Origin of the sequence: Pseudoduganella lurida, from assembly GCF_007830455.1 — a bacterium.
Lineage (GTDB): Bacteria > Pseudomonadota > Gammaproteobacteria > Burkholderiales > Burkholderiaceae_D > Rugamonas > Rugamonas lurida.
Genome location: NZ_VLLB01000003.1, coordinates 273165 through 298093, shown reverse-complemented (window position 1 = coordinate 298093; position 24929 = coordinate 273165). Strand labels below are relative to the sequence as shown.

Genomic DNA, 24929 nt, shown 5'->3' with positions numbered 1-24929 from the left:
CTAGTCTTCTGCAAGCCGCTGCAGGTGGGTCACCTCTATAATGCGGCCCTGATTATTTTTTGTGCCGTACCGTGCGTTCACTGCTGCTTGCCCTGTTCCTCACCCTCGCGCTGCCTGCCAGCGCTGCACCGGCACCCATCCGCTTCCTGCTGACCTTCGACGACGGCCCGGCCGGCTCCAGCAGCGGCAACTCGACCGTCCGCGTGCTCGACACGCTGGCCCGCAACGCCGTGCAGGACGATATCAAGGCCGTCTTCTTCACGCAAACGCGCCACTGGCACGGCGGCAGCACCGACGTCGGCCAGGCGCTGATCCGCCGCGAAGCGGCCGACGGCCATGTGGTCGCCCTGCACTCGGCCACCGCCACGCACGCCAACCACCGCTTCATGGACACGGCCACGCTGGACGCCACGCTGCAGAACGGCGTGGACGACCTGCGCGGACTGACCGGCGCCGCGCCCGTGCTGGTGCGCCCGCCGTTCTGGGCCTACGACGCCGCCACGCTGGACAGCTACCACCGCCATGGCCTGCAGATGCTGCTGACGGACCTGAACGCCAACGACGGCAAGATCTGGGGCGTCAACTTCAGCTGGCACAAGCGCTCCAACATGCTCAAGATGCTGACTGCCACCCGCGAGCGCTGGGCCGCCGGCGCCATGCACACGGTCGACGGCAGCACGCCGGTCGTCGTCACCTTCCACGACGTAAACAGCTACACCGCCCGGCACCTCGAGGAATACCTCGAAATCCTGCTCGACGTGGCGCGCGAACTCGACATGCCCGTCGCGGCGAAGCCCTTCTACGACGAACACGATGCGCTGGAACGGGCCGCCCTGGCCAGCACAATCCGCAGCGCCGACGAACATCCGCGGCTGCCCGGCTTCTGGAACTGGCTCTGGCAGTAGCGGGCAGCTGAAGCAAAAGCTACAGCTACAGCTACAGCTACAGCTACAGCGCCACCACTTCCAGCACCGGCGGTACCGCCAGCGCCTGCGCGCTGCACAGCACGACCATCAGCTCTTCATGCGGCAGCTCGATGCAGCTCGCCGCCGGCGCGCCCAGCTTGAAGCGCGCTTCCTGCAGGCTCCACGCCGCGTAGAAGGCCCGGCGCCGTTCGTCCACCGGCAAGGTTGCCAGCCGCGCGCAGGTCGCCTCGTCGAACGCCTGGGCCGCCAGCGCATCGATATCGCGTTCCGCATCGCGCAGTTCGATATCGAGCCCCAGCGCGGTCTGCGTGCTCACCGCGCAGGCCACCCAGCGCCCGCTGTGCGACACGGACAGGCCGGGCAGCGGCGCATCGGGCAGGATCAGCCACGGCGCCCGGCCCGCCTGCCCGCCCAGCACCACCGACTGCGGCCGCACGTTCAGCAGCGCGCCGATGCCCATGCGCAGCAGCGCGCGCGCCGCGATGAACTGCACGCGCCGCTCCGGCCGCACGAACTGGCGGCTGCGTTCACCGGGATTGAGCCAGCCCGAATAGGTGGCCAGCCGTTCCTCGTCCAGGCCGGCCGTGTCGGCCAGCCAGATGCGCGGGCTCGTCATGGAAGCCTCGCGGCAGCCTAGTTGGCGACCTTGACGAAGTCGCCCTTCAGCGCCACGCCGCTCATGATCGCGCCGTCATGGCATTCGAACTCCGTTGCGCTCGACATTTCCTTGTTGTTGTAGTTGCTGACGATGTTGATGACGGCATTCGCGCCCACTTCCTCGGCCTTCTTCTTCAGCGACAGCATCGCCGACAGGAACACCCAGTTGCACGACTTCTCGGCGGCCTTGCCGAAGCCGTTGGTCTTCTGGCTCGTCTTGTCGCTGGTGATCTTGCTGAGCACCTTCGGCGTCGGCTGGTCGCCGAAGTAGAACTTCACGTTGTCGCCAAGCTTCGACTGCGCGTCGTTGGCCGCGAGGGCGCCGGCGATCGGCAGCATCACCACGGTGTCCGCGGCCATGGCCGGCAGCGTCACGAACGTGGCGGAAACGGCCGCGGCGGCCAGGGTCATCGTCAACAGCGCTTGTTTCATCGTTCTTCCTTCTGGTGGGTTGAGAAGCGGTTCGTCGCAATCAGACGCGTTTGAAAATCAGGGAGGTGTTGATGCCGCCGAAGGCGAAGTTATTCGACATCACGTGGTCGCACTGCAGCGCGCGGCCCTGCCCCGTGATGAAGTCGAGCGGCGCGCACGCGGCATCCACCTGCGCCAGGTTGATGGTGGGCGCGAACCAGCCTTCGCGCATCATCTCGATGCTGAGCCAGGCCTCCAGCGCGCCGCAGGCACCCAGCGTGTGACCCATATAGCTTTTCAGGGAGCTGATCGGCACGCCGTTGCCGAACACGCCGGCGGTGGCGTGCGACTCGGCGATGTCGCCCTGCGCGGTGCCGGTGCCATGCGCATTCACGTAGCCGATCGCCGCAGGATCGAGCGCCGCATCCTGCAGCGCCAGCAGCATCGCCGTCTTCATCGTGTCCGCATTCGGCTGCGTTACGTGCACGCCGTCGCTGTTGGTGCCGAAGCCGACGATCTCGGCGTGGATGGTGGCGCCGCGTGCCAGCGCGTGTTCGCGTTCTTCCAGAACCAGCGCGCCGGCGCCTTCGCCGATCACCAGGCCATCGCGGTCCGCATCGAACGGCCGTGGCGACGTGTGCGGCGCATCGTTGCGCGTGCTGGTCGCGAACAGCGTGTCGAACACGGCGGCCTCCGTCGCATCCAGTTCCTCGGCGCCGCCCGCCAGCATGGCAATCTGCTTGCCGCTGCGGATAGCTTCATACGCGTAGCCGATGCCCTGGCTGCCGGACGTGCAGGCGGACGAGGTGGTGTAGACGCGCCCCGTGATGCCGAAGAACACGCCGATGTTCACCGGCGCCGTATGCGCCATCATCTTGATGTACGTGGTGGCATTGATGCCGCGCGTGGAACGCTCTTCCATCATGCGGCCGAAGTCGCCGATCGCGCTCGGGGTGCCGGCGGACGAGCCGAACGACACGCCCATCGCGCCGCTGGTCAGCAGCGGGTGGTCCAGCAGGCCCGCCTCCTGCAGCGCCAGTTCGCTGGCGCGCGTGGCCATCAGCGCCACGCGGCCCATGCTGCGCATCGACTTGCGGTTGAAGCGCGGCGACAGCTCGAACGGCGCGGCCGGTGCCGCCAGGTTGGTGTTCAGGCCTTCGTAGCCCGCCCAGTCCTCCATGCGCACGACGGCATTGCGGTACGCACCGAGCCGGCCGCGGATGGTGGCCCAGTCGTTGCCGAGCGGGCTGATGCCGGCCATGCCGGTGACGACGACGCGGCGGTTCATGCCAGGCCTCCGTTGACGGAAATGACCTGCCGCGTGATGTAGCCGGCGTCCTCGCCGATCAGGAAGCTGACGGCGGCCGCCACCTCTTCCGGCTTGCCGATGCGGCGCGCCGGGATCATCTTCAGCGCTTCCTCCAGCGGCACGTCGCTCGTCATGTCCGTTTCGATCAGGCCGGGCGCGACGCAGTTGACGGTGATCGCGCGCTTGGCCAGTTCCAGCGCCAGCGCCTTGGTGGCGCCGATGATGCCGGCCTTGGCGGCGCTGTAGTTCACCTGGCCGCGGTTGCCGATCAACCCGGACACGGAAGCCAGCGTGACGATGCGGCCCGGCTTGCGGCGCTGCACGAGCGGCATCACCAGCGGATTGAGCACGTTGTAGAAGCCGTCCAGGTTCGTGCGCAGCACCAGGTCCCAGTCCTCGCCGGACATGGCGGGGAAGGCGTTGTCGCGCGCGATGCCGGCGCTGCAGACGACGCCGTAGTAGCAGCCGTGTGCCGCGATATCCGCTTCCAGCGCGGCGGCCGTGCCGGCACGGTCGCTCACGTCGAACTGCAGCACGCGCGCGGCACGCCCCATGGCGACGATCTGCGCGGCCACCGCATCGGCCTCGGCCCGCTGGCTGCGGCAATGCAGGACCACGTCGTATCCGTCACGCGCCAGCCGCAGCGCCACCGCCTTGCCGATGCCGCGCGACGATCCCGTCACCAGCACGCTCATGGACTTGTTCTGATTCATCCTGCTGTTCCACCCTGAAGAAACTCATTGACGTTATCGGGCTGGTACACGGTCACCGTTGCCGTGGCCACTGTCCGGCCCTGTTCTTCGATCCTGCATTCAAACGCGCCGAGACCGTTGTCGCCCTGCAGCGCACGGTGCGTGAACACCCGCAGCACGCCTCCCACCGTGAAGGCCGGCACGGCCGCCTCGTACTTGCGCGAGCCGAGCAGGAAGCCCACCTTCACGCCGTCGCCCCGCTGGCGCGCCAGCCAGCCGGCATGGGCCGCGATGGCCTGCGCCATGTATTCGATGCCGACCCAGCTGCCGACACTCTGGCCGTCGCAGAACATGCTGTCCGCGCGGATGGCCACCTCGGCGCACAGGTCGTCCTCGCCGGCACTGACCAGCCGGTCGAGCAGCACCATCGGCCCGGAATGGGGCAGCAGCTCGCTGATGGCGGGGAGCGTCATGCCGCCCTCCCCAGTACCAGCACCGCGTTGGAGCCGCCGAACGCGAAGGAATTGCTCAGCACATGGCGCAGCGGCCGGCCCAGCGTGGCGCCCGGCGGCACCAGGTTCAGCGCCGGCAGCGCCGCATCGCGCGCGCCATCCCACAGGTGCGGCGGCAGCTCGCCGCGCACGTTGTCCGGCTGCAGCGCGATCCAGCACAGCGCCGCTTCCACCGCGGCGGCCGCCCCCAGCGTGTGGCCGGTGAACGGCTTGGTGGAACTGGCCGGTACTTCGCAGCCGAACAGGTCGGCGATGACTTTCGATTCCATCGCATCGTTCTGCGGCGTGGCCGTGCCGTGCAGGTTCACGTAGTCGATGTCGGCCGGCTGGAGATTGGCACGGCGCAGCGCATCGAGCATGGCAATGCGCGCGCCTTCTCCGGCCGGATCGGGCGCCGACATATGGTGCCCGTCCGACGACTCGCCCCAGCCCAGCAGCGCCACCGGTGCCGGCTCGCGCGTCAGCAGGAACAGCGCCGCGCCCTCGCCGATATTGATGCCGTGCCGGTGCGCGCTCATCGGATTGCAGCGCTCGGCGCTGACCGATTCCAGCGCGGCGAAGCCGGCTACCGTGAATGCGCACAGGGAGTCGACGCCGCCCGTCAGCACCGCGTCGCACAGGCCCATGCGGATCAGCCGCGCCGCGCTGGCCAGCGCCTTCGCGCTCGATGCGCAGGCGCTGGAGTGGCTGTAGGCCGGGCCCTCGATGCCCAGCTGGTCGGCCAGCATCTGCGCCGGCGAGCCCATTTCCTGCTGGCCGTAATGGAACTCGGGCGCCAGGTCGCCGTGCACGGCGCGATGGCGCAGCGCATGCTCCGTTTCGGCGATGCCGGACGTGCTGGTGCCGATGATGACGGCGATGCGGTGCGCGCCATACTTCGCCACCGCCGCCGCGACGGCCGGGCGGATCTGCGCCAGCGCCGCCAGCGCCAGCGCGTTGTTGCGGCTGCGCTGCGCCGGCGGCAGGTGGTCGACGGACGGCAGCGCACTCTGCACCTGTCCCAGCGGGAGCAGGCGACCGGCATTCGGGCCCGACGAGCAGGCCGTGGTCGGCAGCACGCCGGAGCGGCCCGCGAACAGGTTCGCCCGCACTTCCGGCACGCCGTTGCCCAGCGCGCAGACGATGCCGCAGGCGTTCAGGTACACAATCATCGGGATACTCATCTTGAAACTCTTTACTCCGCTGCGAATTGCACGGTCAACCGGTATTTATACCGCAGGTTGTCCAGCACCACGGTGCCGCTCCAGCGCGGACTGCCGCTGTAGGCGATCCGCATGACCACTTCGTCGTGCAGGTACAACGTGCGCTGCAGGCCCTGCTCTTCGATGCGCCAGCCCAGCGGCAGCGCGCGCGCCACCGCGTCGACCGGCCACAGCGTGAGCTGCATGTCCTCCAGCACGTCATCGGCACGCACCTGACGCGGCAGCATCATGTGCCGCCATTCCGTCATCTCCTTGCCGTCATAGTGCAGCGACAGCACGCGCTGGCCGAACGCCAGGCCGACGACATCGATCGCCTCCGGCTCCACCTGCAGCGCGACATCCAGGTCGTCCGTGCGGCCGTCGCGCTCCACCTTCAGGTGCTGCTGCACGCTGATCGACTGGCCCAGCGCGGCGGGCGGCAGCTTCAGGCCCAGGCGCGCCGGCGGCGGCGGCGTGGCGCAACCGGCCAGCACCGCCGACGCCAGCACAGCGGCCAGCGCATTCGTCAGGCAAGCTCGCATGCCGCCTCCAGCGCCGCCAGCCGGCGTGCCGTCTCCTTCACGTACGGGTTGCCCTGGTCCCACGCGTAACCGGCCAGGATCGCCGAGATCATGCGGCGGATTTCCGGCTGCTGCTTCGCGTGGAAGATGATGGTCTGGAAGCCGCCCTTGTACCAGGACTCGACGAAGGCGCGGAACGTGTCCACGCCGCGGCGCAGCGGCACGCCGTAGTCGGCCTGCCAGTCCACTGTCTCGCCGGCGAACTGGCGCTTCAGGGCCGCGGCGGCCAGGCTGGCCGAGCGCACGGCGATCGTCACGCCGGACGAGAACACGGGATCGAGGAACTCGCCCGCATTGCCCAGCAGCGCGTAACCCTCGCCCCACAGCCTGTCCACGTTGGCGGAATAGCCGGTGATCTGGCGCGCCGGCGTGTCCCACGTGGCGTTCTTCAGCAGCGCCGACAGCGATGGCTCTTCCGCGATGATGGCCTGCAGCCGCTCGGTCGGCGTGCCCTGGTACCGGTCCAGGAAGGCCGTCTCGGCCACCACGCCCTGCGAGCAGCGGCCGCCGGCAAACGGAATCGTCCAGAACCACACATTGCAGTGCTGCGGGTGCACGGTCACGCGGATCTTGTTGCGGTCGAATCCCGCATCGCTCCCGATGCCATCGGCGACGTGCGTGAAGATGGCGCCGCGCACGGGGAAGTTCGATGGCGTCTCCAGGTCCAGCAGGCGAGGCAGGATGCGCCCGAAGCCGCTGGCATCGAGGATGAAGCCGGCATCGACCTGGTACTGCTGCCCGTCCGGATCCCTGACGGTCACGCGCGAACGGCCGCCCGGCTGGCCCAGTTCGATGTCCAGCACTTCGTGGCGGAAGCGGATCTCGGCGCCCTGCCGCTGCGCTTCCTGCGCCAGCAGATGATCGAAATCGGCGCGCTGCACCTGGTACGTGGTGCCCCAGCCCGCCGAATATTTGTCGCGGAAATCGAAGGCCGTGTACACGCCGTCGCGCATGAAGGCCGCGCCGTTCTTGTACTGGAAGCCTGCTTCGACGACGGCGCGCAGCATGCCCGCCTCCTCCAGGTACTGCATGCTCTGCGGCAGAAGGCTCTCGCCGATCGAAAAGCGGGGGAACTGTTCGCGTTCGATGACGAGCACCTGGCGGCCCTGGCGACGCAGCAGCGCCGCGGCCACGGCACCGGCGGGACCGGCACCGACGATCAGGATTTCAGCGCTTTCCGTTTGCATCTGCATTCGCTTTCAAGAGTGGAGAAGAGGTTCCGAAACAGGGTACGGCCAGCCAGACCAGCAGCGTCCCGAGCAGCATCGTGGTGCCGAAGGCCTGCAGTGCCGGCGTGTGCGACAGGCCGAGCAGGCCGAACGACAGGATCGTGTTGGCGGCGGACAGGCCCACGGCCAGCCACGGCGTGGTATCGCTTCTTTCAGGATGCTCCTGCATGAAGATGCCGTAATCGACACCTACCCCCAGCAGCAGCATCAGGGCCAGCACGTGGAACAGCTGCAGGTGCTGGCCCGTGTAGCCGAGGATGGCCAGCGTCGCCAGGCTGGCGATGGCGGTCGGCGCGATCACGCGCCAGGCGCGGCCACGGTAGCGGGGCAGCAGCAGCGCGAACACCACGCCATAGGCGCCCAGCACCACCCAGCCCATGTTCTGGCGGTAGCGGCCCAGCACGGATGAAATCTCGTCGACCTTGTCGACCCACTGCACGCCCTGCATCCCTTCCGGCAGCGCGCGCAGCGCCGGCACGGTGGCCATCGACAGGCCGCGCAGCGCCACGATGCTGGCGACTTCACCATGCTCGCGGCCCAGCCACAGGTGGCGCCACGGCTCGCTGGCCGGCGCCTTCAGGAAGGTGTCGATGTCGAGCGGCGTGCCGGCCGCGCGCAAGGCAGTGGCCGTGGCCTGCACCCAGGCCGCATCTTCTTCCGTCTGCTGCGCGATGGCGGCAAGTGGACCGGCATCCTGCAGCAGCTTCGCATCGACGAGCGCGCGGCGCTGCGCCTGCAAGCGCAGCGACGGCACCCAGTTCGACATGGCCTGGTAGCCGGACAGCCTGCCGGCGGCGATCAGGGGATCGAGGCGGCGCTTCAACGCTTCCTCGCGCTGCAGCACCGTCTCGGCCGAATCGCCGCGCACCAGGAAGAACTGCACCGGCGTGGGCGCATCGAGCAGCTTACTGAGCCTGATCTGGTCGTCGATCAGGTGCTTCGGCGGATTCTGCAGCAGGCGGATATCGTCGTTGGCGCCCAGGCGCGTGATGCCGACGATGGCCACCGCGCCGAACACGGCGACGGCGATCCAGGTGCCGCGCGTGGCCCGCAGCAGGGGCCAGCGTGCCAGCAGGTTGCCGTAGCCGCGGGCAAGCGGGCCGCCACGCAGGCTGCGCGGGCCGATCAGGCTGGGGAACCAGCAGATCACCGTCAGCCACGCGAAGACGAGGCCCAGCGCGGAGAACACGGCCATCTGGCGCAGGCCGGGGAACGGCGTCAGGGCCAGGCCCATGTAGCCGATGACGGCGGCCAGCAGCGTCAGCGACAGGCCGGGCAGCAGTTTTTTCAGCAGCGCGCGCGAGTCCAGCGTCTCGCTGGCGGACAGGCGGTTGCAGAGGAAGTAGATGCCGTAGTCCTGGGCCACGCCGATCAGGCTGGCGCCGAATACGAGCGTCATCAGGTGGAGCTGGCCGAACAGCAGCCAGCAGACGGACAGCGCGCCCAGGCAGCCGATGCCGATCGACAGCAGGATCAGTGCGATCGGCTTGAGCGTGCGGAAGGTGCACCACATCAGCAGGATGATGCCGGCGATCGAACCGAGGCCGATCGTGTGCATCTCGCCGCTGGCCTGCGAACTGGCGTTGGCCGCGTGCAGGATCACGCCCGCCTCGATCACCTGTACCTGCGGCGACTGCCGCGCCGCCGCCTTTGCCTCCTTCAGCAGCGGCAGCACCTTGTCCTGCGCCGTCATCGACAGCGCAGGCACTTTCAGGGTCAGCGGCAGCAGCACATATTGCCTGTCATTGTCGGCGACGAACAGGTGGCCGTCGCGCGGGCGCACCGGCGTTTCCTGGGCCCGTTCCTGCATCCAGCCGGCGAACAGGCCGAAGGGATCGTCCTGCCAGGCGCCCAGCTTCGGCCCGCCGAACGGCGCGTACAGTTTCGCGAGCCCCTGCTGGAGCCAGTACCCGGCCGGTTCCCGTTCGAGCTGCGCCTGCTGGGCGGCCGTCATCAGCACCAGCCGGTGCTGCTGGAACAGCGACAGCCATTCCGACTGCACCTGCTCGCTGGCCGATGCGGTGTCGAACAGGTCCGGATGCTTCGCCAGCACGGCCGCGTAAGCGTCGGCGGCCTTGCGCGCATCGTCCCAGTCGGGCGCGCCGACCAGCACGATCACGCGCTGCTGGGCCGCATCGACCATGTGGGCGAAGGAGCGCTGCAGGACGGGATCGCGTTCCTGCACGGGCAGCAGCGCCATGATGTCCGTGTCCGGCACGATGCGCTGCACGAACCACAGCCAGCCGTTGTGACCCAGCAGCAGGGCCACGGCCACGAGCCACAGCAGCGCCAGCGAACGTGCGCGGGCCATCATTGGAACAGCGCCGCCTCGTCGGCCGCGATGGCCTTGTCGCCCGCCTCGATCTTCGAGAACGTGATGGTCGTGCGGTCGCCGGAGGCTTCGCTCATCACGATGTTCTTCACGTAGGCGCCGCCTTCCAGGCTGATCGTGCCGATCGCCTTGGCCAGTGCCGGTTCGCGCGCCTTGAGCGTCACGCTCCAGCTGTCCGTGCCCACCGTGCCGTCCACCTCGAACAGCGTTTCCAGCTGCGCCAGGTCACCGGCCAGCATCGCGAACAGCACCTGGTTGATCATGCGCACCGTCGGTTCCGTCTTCGCGTCGAGGCGCATGGCCACGCGGTCGCCCTGGAAGTGCACGATCTCGTTCTTCGTCAGGCGCAACGTGTTCGGGAACGGCTGCAGCGTGCGCCACAGCACGCCCTTGTCCTGCACCACGCAGAAGCGGCCATTGGCGGCCAGCGGCTTCTTCATGCCGGCCAGCGTCTTGCTCTGGTCGAAGCGGCCGCACATGGTCTTCGGTTTCGCCAGCATGGCCTGGATTTTTGCTACCGGCACGGCGGCGTTGGCGGCGGCGCAGGACACGACCAGCGCGAGCATGAATACGAACTTCTTCATAGGATTCCCAGTTTTTCCAGCAGCACGGGTGGCGATACGTAGCACATCTCTTTGGTCGCGATGTCCACCGCCACCATTGTCGTGGTGGCGCGGTTCAGCCGCCGGCCCGACGCCGCATCCGTGATCAGGTAGTCGATCTTCAGGCAGTTTTCCCATTCGACGATGTCGGCGCGCAGGCGGATCGTCTGGCCGAACGTGGCCGGCGCCACGTAGCGCAGGTGCATGTCGATCACGGGCCAGGCATAACCGGAAGCCTTCATCTGCGGGTAGTTGTAGCCGATCTTGTCGAGCAGCGCGCAGCGCACCACTTCCAGGTACTTCACGTAGTTGCCGTGCCAGACGATCTCCATCGGGTCCAGGTCGTAGAACTGCACGGTCATCTCGACTTCGGCGAACCAGCGGCTCTCTTTTGGCTTACGCATACAGAGTCCAGGCCTGGCTACGGATCTTCGCGATCAGCGCGCGCAGCTCGCCATCGAGGCGGCGGTCTTCGACAACCGGCTCGATACCGAGCGCTTCCAGCATGGCTGCCAGGTGCGGCTGCAGCGCCAGCTCCGGATTGGCCTGGGCACGCAGCCAGGCTCCCTGCCGCACGGTGACGAGCAGCGCCGCAACCACCTGCTCGGCCAGTTCCAGCACGCGCAGGCAGTCGCGCGCGGCGATGGTGCCCATGCTGACCTTGTCCTGGTTGTGGCATTCGGTCGACCGCGAAAATACCGAGGCGGGCATGGTGAGCTTCAAGGCTTCGGCCGTCCAGGCCGAGGCGCTGATCTGCAGCGCCTTCAGGCCATGGTTGATGGCGGCGCGCGGCCCCGTGCTGCCGGACAGGTTGGCCGGCAGGCCGTGGTTGTAGCGCGCATCGACCAGCAGCGCCATCTGGCGGTCCAGCAGGTCGGCGATGTTCGCCACGGCGTTCTTCATGCCGTCCATCGCGAAGGCGATATGGCCGCCGTAGAAATGGCCGCCGTGCAGCACGCGTTCGTTGTCGCCATCGATGAGCGGATTGTCGTTGGCACTGTTCAGCTCATTCTCGATCGACGTGCGGAAGAACGGCAGCGCATCGGCCAGCACGCCGATCACATGCGGCGCGCAGCGGATGGAATAGCGGTCCTGCAGGCGCTTGCCGTTACGCTCCCATTCGGTTGTCGGCAGGTCGGTGCGCAGCATCGCGGCCACGCCCTGCATGCCGGCATGCGGCTTCACGGAGAACAGCACTTCGTCGAAGTGGTGGGCATTGCCGTCCAGCGCATACGACGCCAGCGCCGTGATGCGGGTGGACAGGCGCACCAGGTACTCGGCGCGGTCGTAGGCCAGGCAGGCGAGCGCCGTCATCACGGCCGTGCCGTTCATGATGGCCAGCCCTTCCTTCGGGCGCAGGCGCAGCGGCGTGATGCCCGCCTCGCGCAGCGCGACGGCGGCATCGACCGTTTCGCCATTGCGCCACACTTCCCGTTCGCCGCACAGCACGGCGGCCAGGTAGGACAGCGGCGTGAGGTCGCCGCTGGCGCCCACCGAACCTTCGGACGGAATCAGCGGCAGCAGGCCGGCATCGAGCAGCCGCGTGATCTGCAGCAGCAGTTCCACGGACACGCCCGAGTAGCCCTTGGCCAGCGAGGCCAGGCGCGTGGCCAGGATCGCGCGCGTCTGCGCCGGATCGAAGTGCTGGCCCAGGCCGCAGCCGTGATAGGTGTACAGGTGGTGCGGCAGTTCCTCGACCAGCTCGGGCGGGATATTCACGGTGCAGGAGTCGCCGTAGCCGGTCGTCACGCCATAGATATTGCCGTCCTCGCGCAGCAGGCGGTCGAGGAAGTCGGCACCGCGCGCGATGGCGGCGCGGAACGCCGGATCGTCCGACAGTTCGGCGCTGGCGCGGCCCTGCGCGATGTCGACGATGTCCTCGATCGTCAGACGATCGCGGTCGAAGCGCACGGCGCGGCGCGTGGAGGGCAGGTCAGCGAGGTGCATGGGCATCGTTCGTCTTGTTGTCTTGTTCCGGCAGGTGCCAGAAATCATAGAAATTGAACCACTGCAGCGGCGCGCGCAGCGCGTAATGTTCGAGCCGCGCCGCATACGCGCGCGCCAGCCCGGCCAGCGCCTCGGTGCGGCCCTGGCGCGGCAGCCGCACGCCGTCGCGGAAGTGCTCGATGTGCACCTCCGTCACGCCGTCCACGCACACGGTGAACAGCAGGTAGACGGGGCATTGCAGGATGCCGGCCAGCAGATACGGCCCCACCGGGAACGGTGCAGGCTCGCCCATGAAGTCGGCCATCGCCACGTGCTCGTTGCCGGAGACGGGCACGCGGTCGCCGGCGATGACGACGAACTCGCCCCGCTGCACGCGCTCGGACAGCATCATCGCCGTGGCCGGCGTCATGTCCGTCACCTGCAGCAGGTTCGTCTGGCTGGCGGGATTGAGCTTGCCCATCAGGCGGTTGAACGCCTGCGCGTGCTTGGTGTGGACCAGCACCGTCGTGCGGATGTCATTGCGCTGCCGCGACAGCACGCGCGTCAGTTCGATATTACCCAGGTGGGAACAGACCAGCACCCCGCCCCGCCCCGCCGCGACGGCCTCCTCGATCACTCCGGCGCCGTGGAACCGCACGCCCTCGATGCCGTACAGCCCGCCCCACAGCAGCAGCTTGTCCAGCAGGTTCTCGCCGAAGCTGGCGAAATGCGCCAGCACGCCCGGCACGGCCTTGCCCGTACGCGCACGCACGCGGCGCAGGTACTCGCCCGAGGCGCGCCGCGCGCGCCCCTGGGTCAGCAGGTACCAGCCCAGCACGGGATACAGCACGATGCGGAAGGGCCAGCGGCCGAACACGCGGCACACCCAGAACATGAAGCGCATGCCGGCGACGAAGCTGACCTCGTCGATGGCGGCCCAGTGGCGGCGGCTGTCGCTGGCCGTCCTCATGCCCTTTTCCATTTGCGGGCCAGCAGCAGCGGAATGCGCGGCAGCATGCCGAAGAACAGCGCCGTGTGCATGCCGGAGATCTGCACGTTGTCGCGCCAGAGCTGGAAGTGCGACACGCCGTCTTCCGGATAGCGCACCTTCGTCGCGACATTGACGATCCGTACGCCGCGCCAGTACAGCCGCACCAGCACATCGGTATCGAAATTCATGCGCCGGCCCAGCCGCGTGCGCGCCGCCAGCGCGTTGACGGCGGCCACCGGATAGATGCGGAAGCCGCACATGGAATCCCGGATGTCGAAGGACAGCGTGTTGATCCACACCCAGATGTGCGTGGCGTAGCGGCCGTACAGGCGCGCCTTCGGCACCGAGTCGTCGTAGATCGGGTGGCCGCAGATGACGGCATGCGGATGTGCCTGCGCGGTGGCGATAAAGCGCGGCACGTCGTCCGTGTCGTGCTGGCCGTCAGCGTCGATCTGCAGCACGTGGCTGTACGCGAGTTCGGTGGCGCGCGCGATGCCGGCCATCACGGCCGCACCCTTGCCGCCATTGACGGCCAGGCGCACCAGCGTGACCTGCCCGGGCGATGCGGCGGCGAGTTCATCGAGCACGCGTGCGCAGGCGGCCGTGCTGCCATCGTCCACCAGCACGCAATGCAGGCCGTGTGCCAGCAGGCGGGCGGTGACGCCGCCGATCGCGCCTTCATGGTTGTAGACGGGGACCACCGCGCACACATTCATCATGGCGCCTCCGCGTGGAACAGGATGCGGCCGCTGGCATGCTGGCCGGCCGGCGAACGGTAGGCGAATGTCAGCTGGCCCTTGGCCGGATCGTGCAGCAGCTCGAGTTCAACCGGCAGATCCGGCTGGATCACGTGCTGGAATTTCAGCGCATGCATGGCGCGGAACTGCGGCGGCAGCGCGAAGTGCGTGCGGCCATAGTGGATCGCCCACTCGACCTGCGCCACGCCCGGCAGGATCGGCGCCACGGTGAAGTGGCCGTCGAAATACGCCAGGCTGGCGGGCGCCACGATCTCCAGCAGCACGCGGCGTTCCTCCCGTTCCAGCGGCGTCACCTGCGGGAAGCGCGGCGGCGCAGTCTCGAGCAAGGCCAGCAGCGCCGCCACCGTGGTCTTGCCCTGCGCGTTGACGGGCAGGCCGTCCACGTAGCGCCAGCGGCGCGGCAGCGCCACCGCATCGACGACGCCGGCCAGCGCGCCGCGCAGGCGGCCGTTCAGGGCCAGCTTGCCGGCACCGTCCAGCAAGGCGCGGCCCGTTGCCGTCGGCACGGCAAACGCGGCCAGCACCTGCCGCTGGCCGGGCTCGGGATCGCACAGCACCACGCGCGCTTCCGCCACCAGGCCGGTGGCCAGCAGGGCCGCTTCCATCGCGTCGAGCGAGATGCGCTTTTCCTCGATCTTGACGAGGCGGTCGCCGCGGCCCAGCAGCAGGAAGCGCCCGGCGCCGGCATCGAGCGCGCGGTCGGCCAGCGGCATCCACGCGTCGTCCGGCAGGTGCGGCGAACGCACGGCCAGCACGCCGTCGTCCAGGCGCCAGGCAACGGTGGGGAACGGCGTCCACGCCTCGTCGCCCACGGCCGGCAGCTGCTCTCGCTGGCGCCAGGCGATGCCGCCCGTTTCCGAGCTGCCGAACACCTCGACGGGCACGCGGCCCAGCAACGCGCCGCAGGCCTGCGCCGTGTCGGCCGGCAGCGGACCGCCGGACGAGAACACGGCCGCCAGCTGTGCGCGGGCGCCGGACCAGTCCAGGTGGTCCGGCAGCCGTTTCAGGTGGGCGGGGCTGGCGACCAGCACGCACGGCTGCGCCGCCAGGGCCGGTGCCAGCGCTTCGTGGAACGCGATGCTGGCCGCGTGGATGATGCGGCCCGTGGCCAGCGGCCACAGCACCTTGAACAGCAGGCCATAGATGTGCTGGTGCGAGACGGTGGCAATGACGTGCGCATCGCCCACGCGGGCGCCGAACAGCGCCTCCAGCGTGCCGACTTCGCTCGTGAGCTGGCGCAGCTTCTTCGGGATGGCCTGCGCGGCCCCCGTGCTGCCGGACGTGAACACGACCAGCGCGTCGGCTTGCGGATCCAGTGCCCGCCACGTGCCGCCGGCAACGCCTTCCGCGGGCACCGGCAGCGGCTCGCACTGCGCCGGGAACGCGCCGAGGAAACCGTCGACCTGGCCACGCAGCGTCGCGCAGGTGGCGTCCAGCGTGTCGGCACTGAGCCAGACCGTCTTGCCGGCCTGCCAGGCGCCCAGCAGCGCGGCGCCGAATTCGATGCTGTCGTCCAGGTACAGCGCGTAGTGCCGGCCCCGCTGCGCATCGAGCAGCGCGCGCCACGCGGCGACACGGGCCAGGAAGGCGGCCGTGTCGACGGCCGCACCGCCGCGCAGGCCGACCGGGTGGGCAGGCGCACGCGCCGCGAGAGCGTGCAACAGGTCAGACATGGTGGAGCCGCCGGAAGCGCAGGCGCACCAGGTATTCGGTGCCGAACAGGATGCCCATCAGCGCATACGAGATCACGCCCGTGTACAGGGACCACACGGCCTCGCTGGCCCACAGCGCCGTGCCCAGCGCGATGGCGCCGTTGACGACGAAGAAGGCGCACCACACCTGCGTGACGCCCCGCATGTAGGCGCTGGCCACCGGCGGAAAGTCCTGGCCGGACAGGCGCGCCATCCGTTCGATCGCCGACACGGGCGTCAACAGGCTGGCACCGAATGCGCCCAGCAGCGCGGCGCTGACCAGCACCGGATACAGCTTCAGCGGCAGCAGCAGGTTGCTCCAGATGGCGCAGGCGACCAGCACCAGCGCGCCGGCCACCGACCAGCGCGCGGCCGCGGACAGCCGCAGCGCGGGCAGGCGCACGGCGGCGGCCAGCAGCAGCAGGCCGGCCAGCCAGCGGGGCTCGATCTGCCCGTGGCCGAACCAGATGGCAAGCGGATACAGGACCGTGATGATCACGGTCGCGACATTCAACAGCATCGAATCAGGCCGCCGGCTCCGTCATGCCGGACAGCGCATCGACCACGTCGCCGATGGTGCGGATGGTCTTGAACACTTCCGGGGCGAGGCGCTTGCCGGTCAGCTGCTTCAGCTTCACGGCCAGGTCGACGGCATCGATGCTGTCGATGTCCAGGTCCTGGTACAGGTTCGATTGCGGCGTGAGCGTGGCCGCATCCAGCTCGAACATGTCGGCCAGGAGGCCGATCACCCAGGCCTGCAGCTCGGTCTCGCTCATCGTGGTCAGGTCGATCATCGTGTACTCCTCATTGCTTGCGGTTGGTCTCGATCATCGCGGCCAGGGCCCGCACCGAGGCGAAATGGCGGCGCGTGTCTTCCGAATCGGCCGACAGCGAGATGCCGTACTTCTTCTGCAGGGCCACGCCCAGCTCGAGCGCGTCGATCGAATCGAGCCCCAGGCCATCGACGAACAGCGGTGCGTCCGTGTCGATGTCGTCCGGGGCGATGTCCTCCAGCTGGAGCACGTCGATGATCAGTTCCTTCACTTCCTGTTCCAGCATGATGCCTGCCCTGTAAAGTATTGTTCCAAAAATTGCGTCAGCCGGCGCGCCGCGATCACGTCGCTCGCATCGGCAATGAACGGCGCCACCGGCAGGTCGTCGCCCACGGCCAGCGTGAAGCGCACCCGGCGCGGCGGCACGTGCCACCATTTCTCGCCCTTGCCCAGCGTGACCGGCTCGCAGCGGATCACCACCGGCGTGATGTCGCGCGCGCCGCGCACGGCGATATTGGCGGCGCCCCGTTTCAGCGTGATGACACCGCTGGCCGGCGTGCGCGTCCCTTCCGGGAACACGATCAGGTTGTTGCCCCGCTCGAGCGAGGCGATGCAGTCGCCGACCAGGCCCTCGCCCCCTTCGCTGTTGCTGATGTAGCCCGCGGCCCGCACCGGTCCCCGCGTAAACGGGTTGTTCCACAGCGCGCCCTTGACGATGCAGTCCGCATTGCGCACGAACGCCATCAGGAACACCGTGTCGATCAGGGTCGGGTGGTTCGCCAGGATCAGCAGGCCGCCCCGTTCCAGCTTGTCCAGTCCCGCCGTTTCATAGCGCAGCACCCCCAGCGCGCGCATCACTTCCACATACGTGCGGAACACCAGGCGGATGATCTCCCGCGCCAGCGCCACGCGCCGCTCCCGGCGCCACACCAGCAGGTGCAGCAGCGGGAACACGAGCACCCGCAGCAGCAGGCCGCCGATGCCGAACAGCGCGAACGAGAAGCCGGTCGCGCCGACGCGCCAGTAACGGCCCGCCAGCGCAACGGCTGCCGTCACGCCCGGCTCCAGCGCCAGCGGCGCCGCGCCGCGATCCGCTCCAGCACCGGCGCACCGGCCGCATGGAAGCGCAGCACCTCCAGCGTGCCGGGCAGGCCGCCGGACGGTTCTTCTTCCGCCACGCTGGCCCAGTCCAGTGCCAGCGCTTCGCCCGCACCACCGGCCGGGCCCAGCAGCCAGGCAAACGCATGCGGCTGCTCGGCGCGGTCGGCGAACGGCACGAACACGTCAGGCAGCGGGCAGTCGCTGGCCACCAGCAGCACCAGCGGTTCGCCGTCCGCCAGCAGGCCGCAGGCCTCGATCACCGCATGCTCCAGCGTGGCCGTGCCGGCCGCCAGGGCGATATGGTTGGCGCGGTCGTGGCGCGCGATCGAGAACAGCCCCGCATTGGCGTTGTGGACCGACATGCCGAACGCCGTGGGCGATAGCGGCTGGCCCCCCGCCAGGTCGTCCAGCAGCGCGATGGCGCGCGCCGTTTCGCCATGGCGGGAACAGAACACGGTGGGAACCTGCGCACGGTCGCCGAGGGCCTGGTACGCCACTTCCAGCGCCATCTTGCCCAGCTGGCCCAGGCGGCGGCGCAGCATCGGCGGCATGGCGCGCACGCCAGGCTCGCCTTCGGAAGGGATGGCCGACGGCGCGGCCGCCCAGTCCTGCCACGCGGCCGGGGTACTCAGTCCAGGCGCCCAGGCAGCATGGCCGACGATGGAAAAGCGGATCCCTGCCCTGTACATGATTGGATTCCCCGACGCCGGATCGTTCGCCAGCTAATGTGGCGCCGCGACGCTCGTTTTAGTGATAAGTGCAAGCGCCGATTATAGCGAGCGCATCCTTAAAGTTCAAAAAATTTCCCCAGGCCAAGCCCTTAACGTTGTATTTTTCAGCTCGTTTCCGGAAGAGGCGCGAGTTTAATGGCAGCCCCGGGCGTGAAAATCCGCCAAATGTCACAAAGTGTGAATTTTTTCATATCAGTTGCCCAGTGCGGACGGTGACATGGGAAATCTCACCAAATGTCACAATGTTATTCCGCCTGCTACACGGAATCAAAAGAGTTTGGCGGGGAATTGAATTGCCGGCACGTGCCGGCTTTTCTGCCCCACTGCAAAACCAGCCAACATTCACGGCGCGAAATCCTCTATTATTCCCCGGTTAACATTAACGCTTAAACATCGCGGCCCGCCATGCCCAAGCTATCGTTTCGCCTGCTCTCCCTGCTCGCCTTCCTGGTGATCGCCGCGCTCCTCAGCGCCACCTCCGTGCATGCGCTGCTGACGCTCGACCGGCTGGCCCAGAACAGCCGCGAATCGGGCAACGCCGCGCTGGCACTGACCGCCAATGCCCAGCGCCTGGCCGAACGGAGCGTGGCGATGGAACGCAGCGCGCGCCAGTTCCTCGTGCTGGACGATCCGGCGTTCCTGGACCGCTTCGGCGAGGCCTGGCGCGATGCGCTCAACGCGCTGTCCGCGATCGGCGCGGCGCTGCCCGGCGCGGAACCGGCCGCGCTGGCCGACTGGCGCCGCAATGGCGAGGCGGCGCGCGAGGCGCTCGACATGCCGGCCGACCGGCAGGGGGCGCGCCGCCTGCGCCTCGATACCGCGCTGGCACAGCTGCCGGCGATTAACGACGAGCTGGCGCACCGGGTGAAGGAGGAAGTGGAGCGCCGCAACACGGCCATCACGGACGAACTGGAACAGCGCCGCACCAGCCTGCGCAGCCAGCTGGCCCTGTCGATCGCACTGGCGGCCCTGCTGGCCATCGCGTTCGGCCTGTGGCTGGCGCGCCCGCTGCGGCAGATCGAAAGCGCGATCGGCGCGCTGGGCGGCAACCGCTACGACGTGCCGATCGCCGTGGCCGGCCCCGACGACCTGCGCCGCATGGGCCGCCAGCTGGACTGGCTGCGCCAGCGCCTGGCGGACCTGGAGGCGGACAAGGCGCGCTTCCTGCGCCATATCTCGCACGAGCTGAAGACGCCGCTGGCCGCGCTGGTGGAAGGCGTGGCGCTGCTGGAGGACGAGGTGGCCGGCGCGCTGGCACCGAAGCAGCGCGAGATCACCGGCATCCTGCGCCAGAACACGGCCTCGCTGCAGAACCAGATCGAGGACCTGCTGCGCTACAATGCGGCCAGCTTCGATGCCCAGCACCTGCAGCGTCATCCGGCCGACATGGTGGCGCTGCTGGAGCGCGTGGTCGAGACGCAGCGCCTGCAATGGCAGGCACGCAGCCTGCACGTGATGATCGAGGGCGGCGCCGCACCGGTCGACGTGGATGCCGCCAAGCTGGCCGTCGTGGCCAGCAACCTGCTGTCGAATGCCGTGCGCTTCTCGCCCGAGGGCGGCACGGTGCGCTTCATCGTCGGCGCGGCCGGCGGCGTGCTGCGGCTGGACTGCATCGACCAGGGCCCGGGCGTGGCGCCGGGCGATGTGCAGCGCGTCTTCGAACCGTTCTACCAGGGCGAACGCCAGCCCGCCGGCGCCCGGCGCGGCAACGGCATCGGCCTGTCCATCGTGCGCGAATACGTCAGCGCGCACGGCGGCACCCTGCAACTCCTGCCCTCCTCCCCGGGGGCCCACTTCCGTATCGAACTGCCTTATGAAAACTGAACAACGGAAAACGGACTGGCGCGGCGCCACCTGCGGCCGCGCCTTGCCGCGGCGCCTTCTTCTGGCACCGCTGCTGCTGGCCACGGCCTGCACCACGCAGACCAGCGTGCTGGCCCACTACCCGGCCCCGCCGGCCGTCAAGCCCACGCCGATTCCCGTGGCGCCGGTAGCGATGCCGGACGAGGTGGCGCCACTCCTGACCTATCACCAGTCGCTGCGCCGCATGACGCAGGGCGAGCTGCTCAAGGAGCTGTCCGGCCTGCTGCAGCAGCAGCGCACGCCGAAGGTGGCGCTGCAGATGGGGATGACGCTGACCCTGGTGCGGGGCGGCGGCGACCTGGCACGCGCCCAGACGCTGTTCGACGGCGTGGCCAACGCCAATGACCCGCAGGTGCAGGGCCTGCGCGCGTTCGCGCAGCTGCTGTCCAGCCACTGCGCCGAGGCGCGGCGCCTGACCGACACGGCCGACCGGCTGGCCATGCAGGTGAAGGACGGCCAGCGCAGGACCGAGCAGCTGACCGACACGGTGGAAGCGTTGAAGGCCATCGAACGGGGCCTGCCGGTACGGCCGGCCAGCGCACCGGCCGCGAGTTCCGGCGCCGCATCGGCACCGGCCGGATCCACTACCGCGACGGGAGCACGCTGATGGCGAACGGTGCCCACCTGCTGCTGGTCGACGACGACGACGACCTGCTGCGCCTCCTGTCGATGCGGCTGTCCGCCAATGGCTACCGGATCACGGCCGTCGGCAGCGCCGAGGCGGCGCTGGCCCGGCTGTCGATCGAACTGCCGGCCCTCGTCATCAGCGATATCCGCCTGCCCGACAAGGACGGCATGGCGCTGTTCCAGGAGATCCGCAGCCAGTACCCGGCCCTGCCGGTGATCCTGCTGACGGCGCACGGCACCATCCCCGATGCGGTGGAGGCGACCACGCTGGGCGCGTACGCCTACCTGACCAAGCCGTTCGACGCGAAGATCCTCCTGGACCGCATCGCCCAGGCGCTGGCCCTGACGGCGCCGGCCGCCACGCCGGCCGACGGCGACGACGGCTGGCGCGCCGAGATCATCAGCCGCAGCCAGGCGATGGCCGAGCTGCTGGCCGAGGCGCGCCTGGTGGCCGCCTCCGATGCGAGTGTGCTGATCCGCGGCGAGAGCGGCACCGGCAAGGAACTGCTGGCGCGCGCCATCCACCGTGCCAGCCGGCGCGCCAGTGCCCCGTTCATCGCGGTGAACTGCGGTGCGATTCCCGAACACCTGCTGGAATCGGAACTGTTCGGCCATGTGAAGGGCGCCTACACGGGCGCCGTGACCAGCCGCGAAGGCCTGGTGCAGGCGGCCGACGGCGGCACGCTGTTCCTCGACGAGATCGGCGACATGCCGCTGCTGCTGCAGGTGAAGCTGCTGCGCGTGCTGCAGGAACGCGTGGTGCGCCAGCTCGGGTCCGACACGGGCCGGCCGGTGGATGTGCGCGTGCTGTCGGCCACGCACCGCGACCTGGATGCGGCGATGGCGGAAGGCCAGTTCCGCGAAGACCTGTACTACCGCCTCAATGTCATTACATTGACACTGCCGCCGCTGGCGCAGCGCCGCGAGGACATCAGCCTGCTGGCCACCCGCTTCCTGCAGATGCTGGCGGCGAAGTACCAGAAGACCGTGCACGGTTTCGCTCCCGATGCGCTGGAGGCCCTGACGCGCTCTTCCTGGCCCGGCAATGTGCGCCAGCTGTACAACGCGATCGAACACGTGTGCGCGCTGGCCACGGCGCCGCTGGTGCCGCTGACGCTGGTGCAGCGCGCCCTGCGCGTGCCGACCCTTGAAGTGCTGAGCTACACGGAGGCCAAGACACGCTTCGAGCGCAACTACCTGGTACAGCTGCTCAAGCTCACGGACGGCAATGTCTCGGATGCCGCACGGCTGGCCGAACGCAACCGGACCGAGTTCTACCGCCTGCTGTCGAAGTACGACCTGACGGCGGCGGATTTTCGGGATGGCAACCCTGTCGCCGACGAGCGACAGGAATAATCTCCATCGAATCAGTCACTTGGCTTAACCCGGCCGCAGACTGTCGCTCTCAGGCGACAAAAGCGGCCGAAATCCCCCCGCTTTTAGTTTCTTGGCAGAACTTTAATCTTGCCCGTATCTCCAAGTCCTTGATATTGTTAAGCTTTTAATACCTGGCACGGTGCTTGCAATAGAGAGGACAACGTCACACGGCGTTTTTTTAACTACGATGGAGATTACCACCATGACGAACACCAAACTGATCGCTTCCCTGCTGGCCGCCGCTTCCCTGTCCCTGGGCTCCGCCGCTTACGCTGCCGAACCCCAGCAGGACGCCGCGATGGCCGGTGCGGCAGCAGCATCGGGTGACTCCGCGCTGACCTCGAAAGTGAAGGCAGCACTGGCCGACCAGAAGGCCATCGGCGTCTCCGCTGCACAAGGTGTGGTGACGCTGACTGGCACCGTGGCCAGCACCGATGACGGCACCAAGGCCATCCAGGCCGCTTCCGCTGTCGAAGGCGTGAAGGAAGTCAAGAGCGAACTGACGGTCGCTTCGAAGTAATTTCCGGCCCCTTGCACGGGGCCATTCCAGTCCCGGGGCTCTACCCCTTGCCCCGGGCTGCCAATTTTCGGCCCCGGCCCGAGGCCTCTCCCCCTCCTCGGCCACGGACCTGGGCCACCCGGATTCCGCTCTTCGGAGCAGAGTAGTGTAGTAACGGCAGCAAAGTAGCATCTGAGAGTAGTACCTCCCCTTCTACGGGTGGCACGCAAGTGCCACCCGCTTTTTTTTTGCGCGGCCGCTTCCTGCGCTGCCAATTCCTTTCTCTGCCAATTCCTTTCTCTGCCACTTCCTCAGGCGGTCCTTCAATACAGATCGTGTTTCACCGCATGCGCATAGTGCGCGTCGAGCTGCTCGGGGCTGACGCCGCCCGTATCGGCCAGCCGCGCAATCACCTTGCCCACCGACGGCAAGGCACCCGCCGGCACCTGGCCGGCCGCCTCCCACAGCTTGGCGCGATGCGCCGCTTTCCCGCAATGGAACAGCACCTCGTTCACGGCGACGGTGGTGGCCGCCTTCGGCCTGCGTCCCCCTTCCGTGAGCCGGTCCAGCAGCGCCGCATCGACGCTGACGCTGGCGTTGCCGTTGATGCGCAGGAAGGCGTCATAGCCGGGGAACAGGAACAGCATGCCGACCCGCGTGTCGGCCTGCAGGTTGCGCATCGATTCGATGCGGTTGTTGCCGGGCCAGTCCGCGAAGGCCAGCGTGTGCGCATCGAGCACGTGCACGAAGCCGGGCGCGCCACCGCGGGGCGACACGTCGAGGCCGTCCGCGCTGGCCGTGGCCAGGCAGAAGAAGGTGGCCTGCCGCAGGCACGCCTCGTGGACATCGACGAGGTGGTCGCGCAGCGCCTGCCGGATCATCGGTGCCGGCTGGGCATACAGCTGGTCGAGATCCGGGGCATTCGCGTCGGGGGGCGTCATTGGCAGGCCGCCACGAAGGCACGCAACGCGGGGTCGCGGATCTCCAGCACCTCGAAGAACCGCAATGCCCGCAATGCCGGAAGGCTGTCGGCCAGATCGCGTTCGATGGCGGCGCGCCCCGCCGCATCCAGCTGCGGTGCCCCCCATGCCAGGGCATTGGCCAGGAACGCACCCACGGTACCCTTGCGCACGGTGACACCGTCGCGGACGACGCTGTCCGCCGCGTCGGGAAGGACTTCTTCGGCTCTCATGCTGTGCTCCTTGTGGTGGTGATGAACCCACTGTAGCATCGGGATTTCTGGCGGCTGTAGAGCAGCCGCGCCATCCGATAGCACAATGACGCCAACCAATCCCCTGGATGCAGACCCGGGCCTCGTCGACTGGCCCGGTGCGCCGGCACTCATCGTGGGCATCGGCCGCGGCGACACGCGCCGTGTCTCGAGCCCGCATGCGCATGGGCGCGGCCAGCTGTTCGGCTCCGCGCGCGGCCTGCTGACGGTCGGCGTGGAGGAAGCCGTGTGGGTGGTTCCGTCGATCCACGCGGTGTGGCTGCCGCCGCATCACCGGCACTGGGCCGCGTCGCACGGGCCGTTCGAAGGCTGGAGCGCGTACGTGGCGGAGGACCTGTGCGCGGACCTGCCCGCCGCGGCCTGCACCATCCGCACCTCCGGCCTGCTGCGCGAGGCCGTGCTGCGCGCCGCGCACTGGACGCCGCAGCGGCACGTGCCGCTCATCCCCCCACACGAGCGCATTGCCCAGGTGATCCTCGATGAAATCCGCACTTTGCCACCGGAACCCCTGGGCCTGCCGATGCCGCGCGACGCCCGCCTGCTGCGCATCGCGCGGGCGCTGGTGGAAGACCCGGCCCAGGCGCGCGACCTGGAGGCGTGGGCGGCCTGGGGCGCGGTCAGTGCGCGCACGGTGAGCCGGCGCTTCGTGTCGGAGACGGGATTTACCTTTACCGCCTGGCGCCAGCGTGCGCGGCTGATGCGGTCGCTGGAGATGCTGGCAGCGGGCCAGCCGGTCGGCACCATCGCGCTGGACCTGGGGTATGCGACGGCCAGCGCGTTCATCGGCGTGTTCAGGGAGGCGTTCGGCGTGACGCCCGGCATTTATCGAGAACGGCTGGTGGGCGCTGCTTGAAACGGCTGCCGCCATCGCTGGCAAAAACCGCCGACGGGTCCAATCCATGCCGGACAGCATCGTTCCCGTCCGCGGC

The 24929-nt window shown here is 68.6% G+C and carries 28 protein-coding genes; 6 read left to right on the top strand and 22 right to left on the bottom strand.

All coding sequences use genetic code 11. From position 1 onward, the window contains the following. Positions 1–71: 71 nt before the first annotated feature. Positions 72–905, top strand: a complete 834-nt coding sequence (locus IP91_RS10805; protein ID WP_229474253.1) for a polysaccharide deacetylase family protein — start codon at positions 72–74, stop codon at positions 903–905. Between the two features lie 43 nt (positions 906–948). Here the strand turns inward: IP91_RS10805 and IP91_RS10800 are convergent, their stop codons facing one another. The 20 genes from IP91_RS10800 to IP91_RS10705 are packed head-to-tail and all read right to left on the bottom strand — an operon-like array spanning position 949 to position 18361. Then, complete coding sequence (locus tag IP91_RS10800) at positions 949–1542, bottom strand: 4'-phosphopantetheinyl transferase family protein (RefSeq protein WP_145648974.1); 594 nt, start codon at positions 1540–1542, stop codon at positions 949–951. Positions 1543–1559: 17 nt separating this feature from the next. Further along, positions 1560–2015: an excinuclease ATPase subunit gene (locus tag IP91_RS10795; RefSeq protein ID WP_145648973.1), complete on the bottom strand. Its 456-nt coding sequence runs from the start codon at positions 2013–2015 to the stop codon at positions 1560–1562. Between the two features lie 40 nt (positions 2016–2055). Then, on the bottom strand, positions 2056–3282 hold the full coding sequence (locus IP91_RS10790) for a beta-ketoacyl-ACP synthase (RefSeq protein ID WP_145648972.1): 1227 nt from the start codon (positions 3280–3282) through the stop codon (positions 2056–2058). Continuing rightward, positions 3279–4016, bottom strand: a complete 738-nt coding sequence (fabG, locus tag IP91_RS10785) for a 3-oxoacyl-ACP reductase FabG (protein WP_145648971.1) — start codon at positions 4014–4016, stop codon at positions 3279–3281. The genes IP91_RS10790 and fabG overlap by 4 nt, the downstream gene beginning before the upstream one ends. Further along, entirely contained in the window at positions 4013–4468 is a 456-nt protein-coding gene (locus IP91_RS10780) for a hotdog family protein (RefSeq protein ID WP_145648970.1), read from the bottom strand. The genes fabG and IP91_RS10780 overlap by 4 nt, the downstream gene beginning before the upstream one ends. Further along, a complete protein-coding gene (locus IP91_RS10775) occupies positions 4465–5658 on the bottom strand; it encodes a beta-ketoacyl-ACP synthase (protein WP_145649275.1) in 1194 nt (397 codons plus the stop codon). The genes IP91_RS10780 and IP91_RS10775 overlap by 4 nt, the downstream gene beginning before the upstream one ends. Positions 5659–5681: 23 nt before the next feature. Continuing rightward, positions 5682–6230 carry a DUF3261 domain-containing protein gene (locus IP91_RS10770; protein ID WP_145648969.1) on the bottom strand — a complete coding sequence of 183 codons (549 nt, stop codon included), beginning with the start codon at positions 6228–6230 and terminating at the stop codon, positions 5682–5684. Continuing rightward, on the bottom strand, positions 6215–7456 hold the full coding sequence (locus IP91_RS10765) for an NAD(P)/FAD-dependent oxidoreductase (protein WP_145649273.1): 1242 nt from the start codon (positions 7454–7456) through the stop codon (positions 6215–6217). The genes IP91_RS10770 and IP91_RS10765 overlap by 16 nt, the downstream gene beginning before the upstream one ends. Continuing rightward, positions 7437–9809 carry an MMPL family transporter gene (locus tag IP91_RS10760; RefSeq protein WP_145649276.1) on the bottom strand — a complete coding sequence of 791 codons (2373 nt, stop codon included), beginning with the start codon at positions 9807–9809 and terminating at the stop codon, positions 7437–7439. The genes IP91_RS10765 and IP91_RS10760 overlap by 20 nt, the downstream gene beginning before the upstream one ends. Continuing rightward, positions 9809–10414, bottom strand: a complete 606-nt coding sequence (locus tag IP91_RS10755) for an outer membrane lipoprotein carrier protein LolA (protein ID WP_229474251.1) — start codon at positions 10412–10414, stop codon at positions 9809–9811. The genes IP91_RS10760 and IP91_RS10755 overlap by 1 nt, the downstream gene beginning before the upstream one ends. Next, complete coding sequence (locus IP91_RS10750) at positions 10411–10836, bottom strand: acyl-CoA thioesterase (RefSeq protein ID WP_145648968.1); 426 nt, start codon at positions 10834–10836, stop codon at positions 10411–10413. Before IP91_RS10750 ends, IP91_RS10755 begins: the two co-directional genes overlap by 4 nt. Then, positions 10829–12379: an HAL/PAL/TAL family ammonia-lyase gene (locus IP91_RS10745; protein WP_145648967.1), complete on the bottom strand. Its 1551-nt coding sequence runs from the start codon at positions 12377–12379 to the stop codon at positions 10829–10831. Before IP91_RS10745 ends, IP91_RS10750 begins: the two co-directional genes overlap by 8 nt. Next, complete coding sequence (locus IP91_RS10740) at positions 12366–13328, bottom strand: lysophospholipid acyltransferase family protein (RefSeq protein WP_145648966.1); 963 nt, start codon at positions 13326–13328, stop codon at positions 12366–12368. The genes IP91_RS10745 and IP91_RS10740 overlap by 14 nt, the downstream gene beginning before the upstream one ends. After that, complete coding sequence (locus IP91_RS10735; RefSeq protein WP_199754572.1) at positions 13325–14068, bottom strand: glycosyltransferase family 2 protein; 744 nt, start codon at positions 14066–14068, stop codon at positions 13325–13327. Before IP91_RS10735 ends, IP91_RS10740 begins: the two co-directional genes overlap by 4 nt. Next, positions 14065–15780, bottom strand: a complete 1716-nt coding sequence (locus tag IP91_RS10730; protein WP_145648965.1) for an ApeI family dehydratase — start codon at positions 15778–15780, stop codon at positions 14065–14067. The genes IP91_RS10735 and IP91_RS10730 overlap by 4 nt, the downstream gene beginning before the upstream one ends. Continuing rightward, complete coding sequence (locus tag IP91_RS10725; protein ID WP_145648964.1) at positions 15773–16318, bottom strand: COG4648 family protein; 546 nt, start codon at positions 16316–16318, stop codon at positions 15773–15775. The genes IP91_RS10730 and IP91_RS10725 overlap by 8 nt, the downstream gene beginning before the upstream one ends. Positions 16319–16322: 4 nt before the next feature. Then, on the bottom strand, positions 16323–16592 hold the full coding sequence (locus IP91_RS10720; protein ID WP_229474249.1) for an acyl carrier protein: 270 nt from the start codon (positions 16590–16592) through the stop codon (positions 16323–16325). Between the two features lie 10 nt (positions 16593–16602). Then, on the bottom strand, positions 16603–16857 hold the full coding sequence (locus tag IP91_RS10715) for a phosphopantetheine-binding protein (RefSeq protein WP_145648963.1): 255 nt from the start codon (positions 16855–16857) through the stop codon (positions 16603–16605). After that, positions 16839–17627: a lysophospholipid acyltransferase family protein gene (locus tag IP91_RS10710; RefSeq protein WP_229474247.1), complete on the bottom strand. Its 789-nt coding sequence runs from the start codon at positions 17625–17627 to the stop codon at positions 16839–16841. Before IP91_RS10710 ends, IP91_RS10715 begins: the two co-directional genes overlap by 19 nt. Beyond that, positions 17624–18361, bottom strand: a complete 738-nt coding sequence (locus IP91_RS10705; protein WP_145648961.1) for a beta-ketoacyl synthase chain length factor — start codon at positions 18359–18361, stop codon at positions 17624–17626. Before IP91_RS10705 ends, IP91_RS10710 begins: the two co-directional genes overlap by 4 nt. A gap of 447 nt (positions 18362–18808) precedes the next feature. Here IP91_RS10705 and IP91_RS10700 point away from each other — a divergent pair, with 447 nt between their 5' ends. The 4 genes from IP91_RS10700 (at position 18809) to IP91_RS10685 (ending at position 22790) form a co-directional block, all read left to right on the top strand. Continuing rightward, entirely contained in the window at positions 18809–20227 is a 1419-nt protein-coding gene (locus IP91_RS10700; RefSeq protein ID WP_145648960.1) for a HAMP domain-containing sensor histidine kinase, read from the top strand. Next, positions 20217–20873 carry a hypothetical protein gene (locus tag IP91_RS10695; RefSeq protein ID WP_199754571.1) on the top strand — a complete coding sequence of 219 codons (657 nt, stop codon included), beginning with the start codon at positions 20217–20219 and terminating at the stop codon, positions 20871–20873. The genes IP91_RS10700 and IP91_RS10695 overlap by 11 nt, the downstream gene beginning before the upstream one ends. After that, on the top strand, positions 20873–22249 hold the full coding sequence (locus IP91_RS10690) for a sigma 54-interacting transcriptional regulator (protein WP_145648959.1): 1377 nt from the start codon (positions 20873–20875) through the stop codon (positions 22247–22249). Before IP91_RS10695 ends, IP91_RS10690 begins: the two co-directional genes overlap by 1 nt. A gap of 223 nt (positions 22250–22472) precedes the next feature. Then, on the top strand, positions 22473–22790 hold the full coding sequence (locus IP91_RS10685) for a BON domain-containing protein (protein WP_145648958.1): 318 nt from the start codon (positions 22473–22475) through the stop codon (positions 22788–22790). A 302-nt stretch (positions 22791–23092) separates the two neighbouring features. On the opposite strand, the gene IP91_RS10680 is transcribed toward IP91_RS10685, so the two are convergent. Beyond that, the gene (locus IP91_RS10680) at positions 23093–23710 is read right to left on the bottom strand and encodes an MSMEG_1061 family FMN-dependent PPOX-type flavoprotein (RefSeq protein WP_145648957.1); all 618 of its coding nucleotides are present in this window, start codon (positions 23708–23710) and stop codon (positions 23093–23095) included. Continuing rightward, entirely contained in the window at positions 23707–23961 is a 255-nt protein-coding gene (locus IP91_RS10675; protein ID WP_145648956.1) for a hypothetical protein, read from the bottom strand. Before IP91_RS10675 ends, IP91_RS10680 begins: the two co-directional genes overlap by 4 nt. Positions 23962–24046: 85 nt before the next feature. Here IP91_RS10675 and IP91_RS10670 point away from each other — a divergent pair, with 85 nt between their 5' ends. Continuing rightward, positions 24047–24853, top strand: coding sequence for an AraC family transcriptional regulator (locus tag IP91_RS10670; protein ID WP_145648955.1), 807 nt, complete (start codon positions 24047–24049; stop codon positions 24851–24853). The last annotated feature ends 76 nt before the right edge of the window (positions 24854–24929 follow it).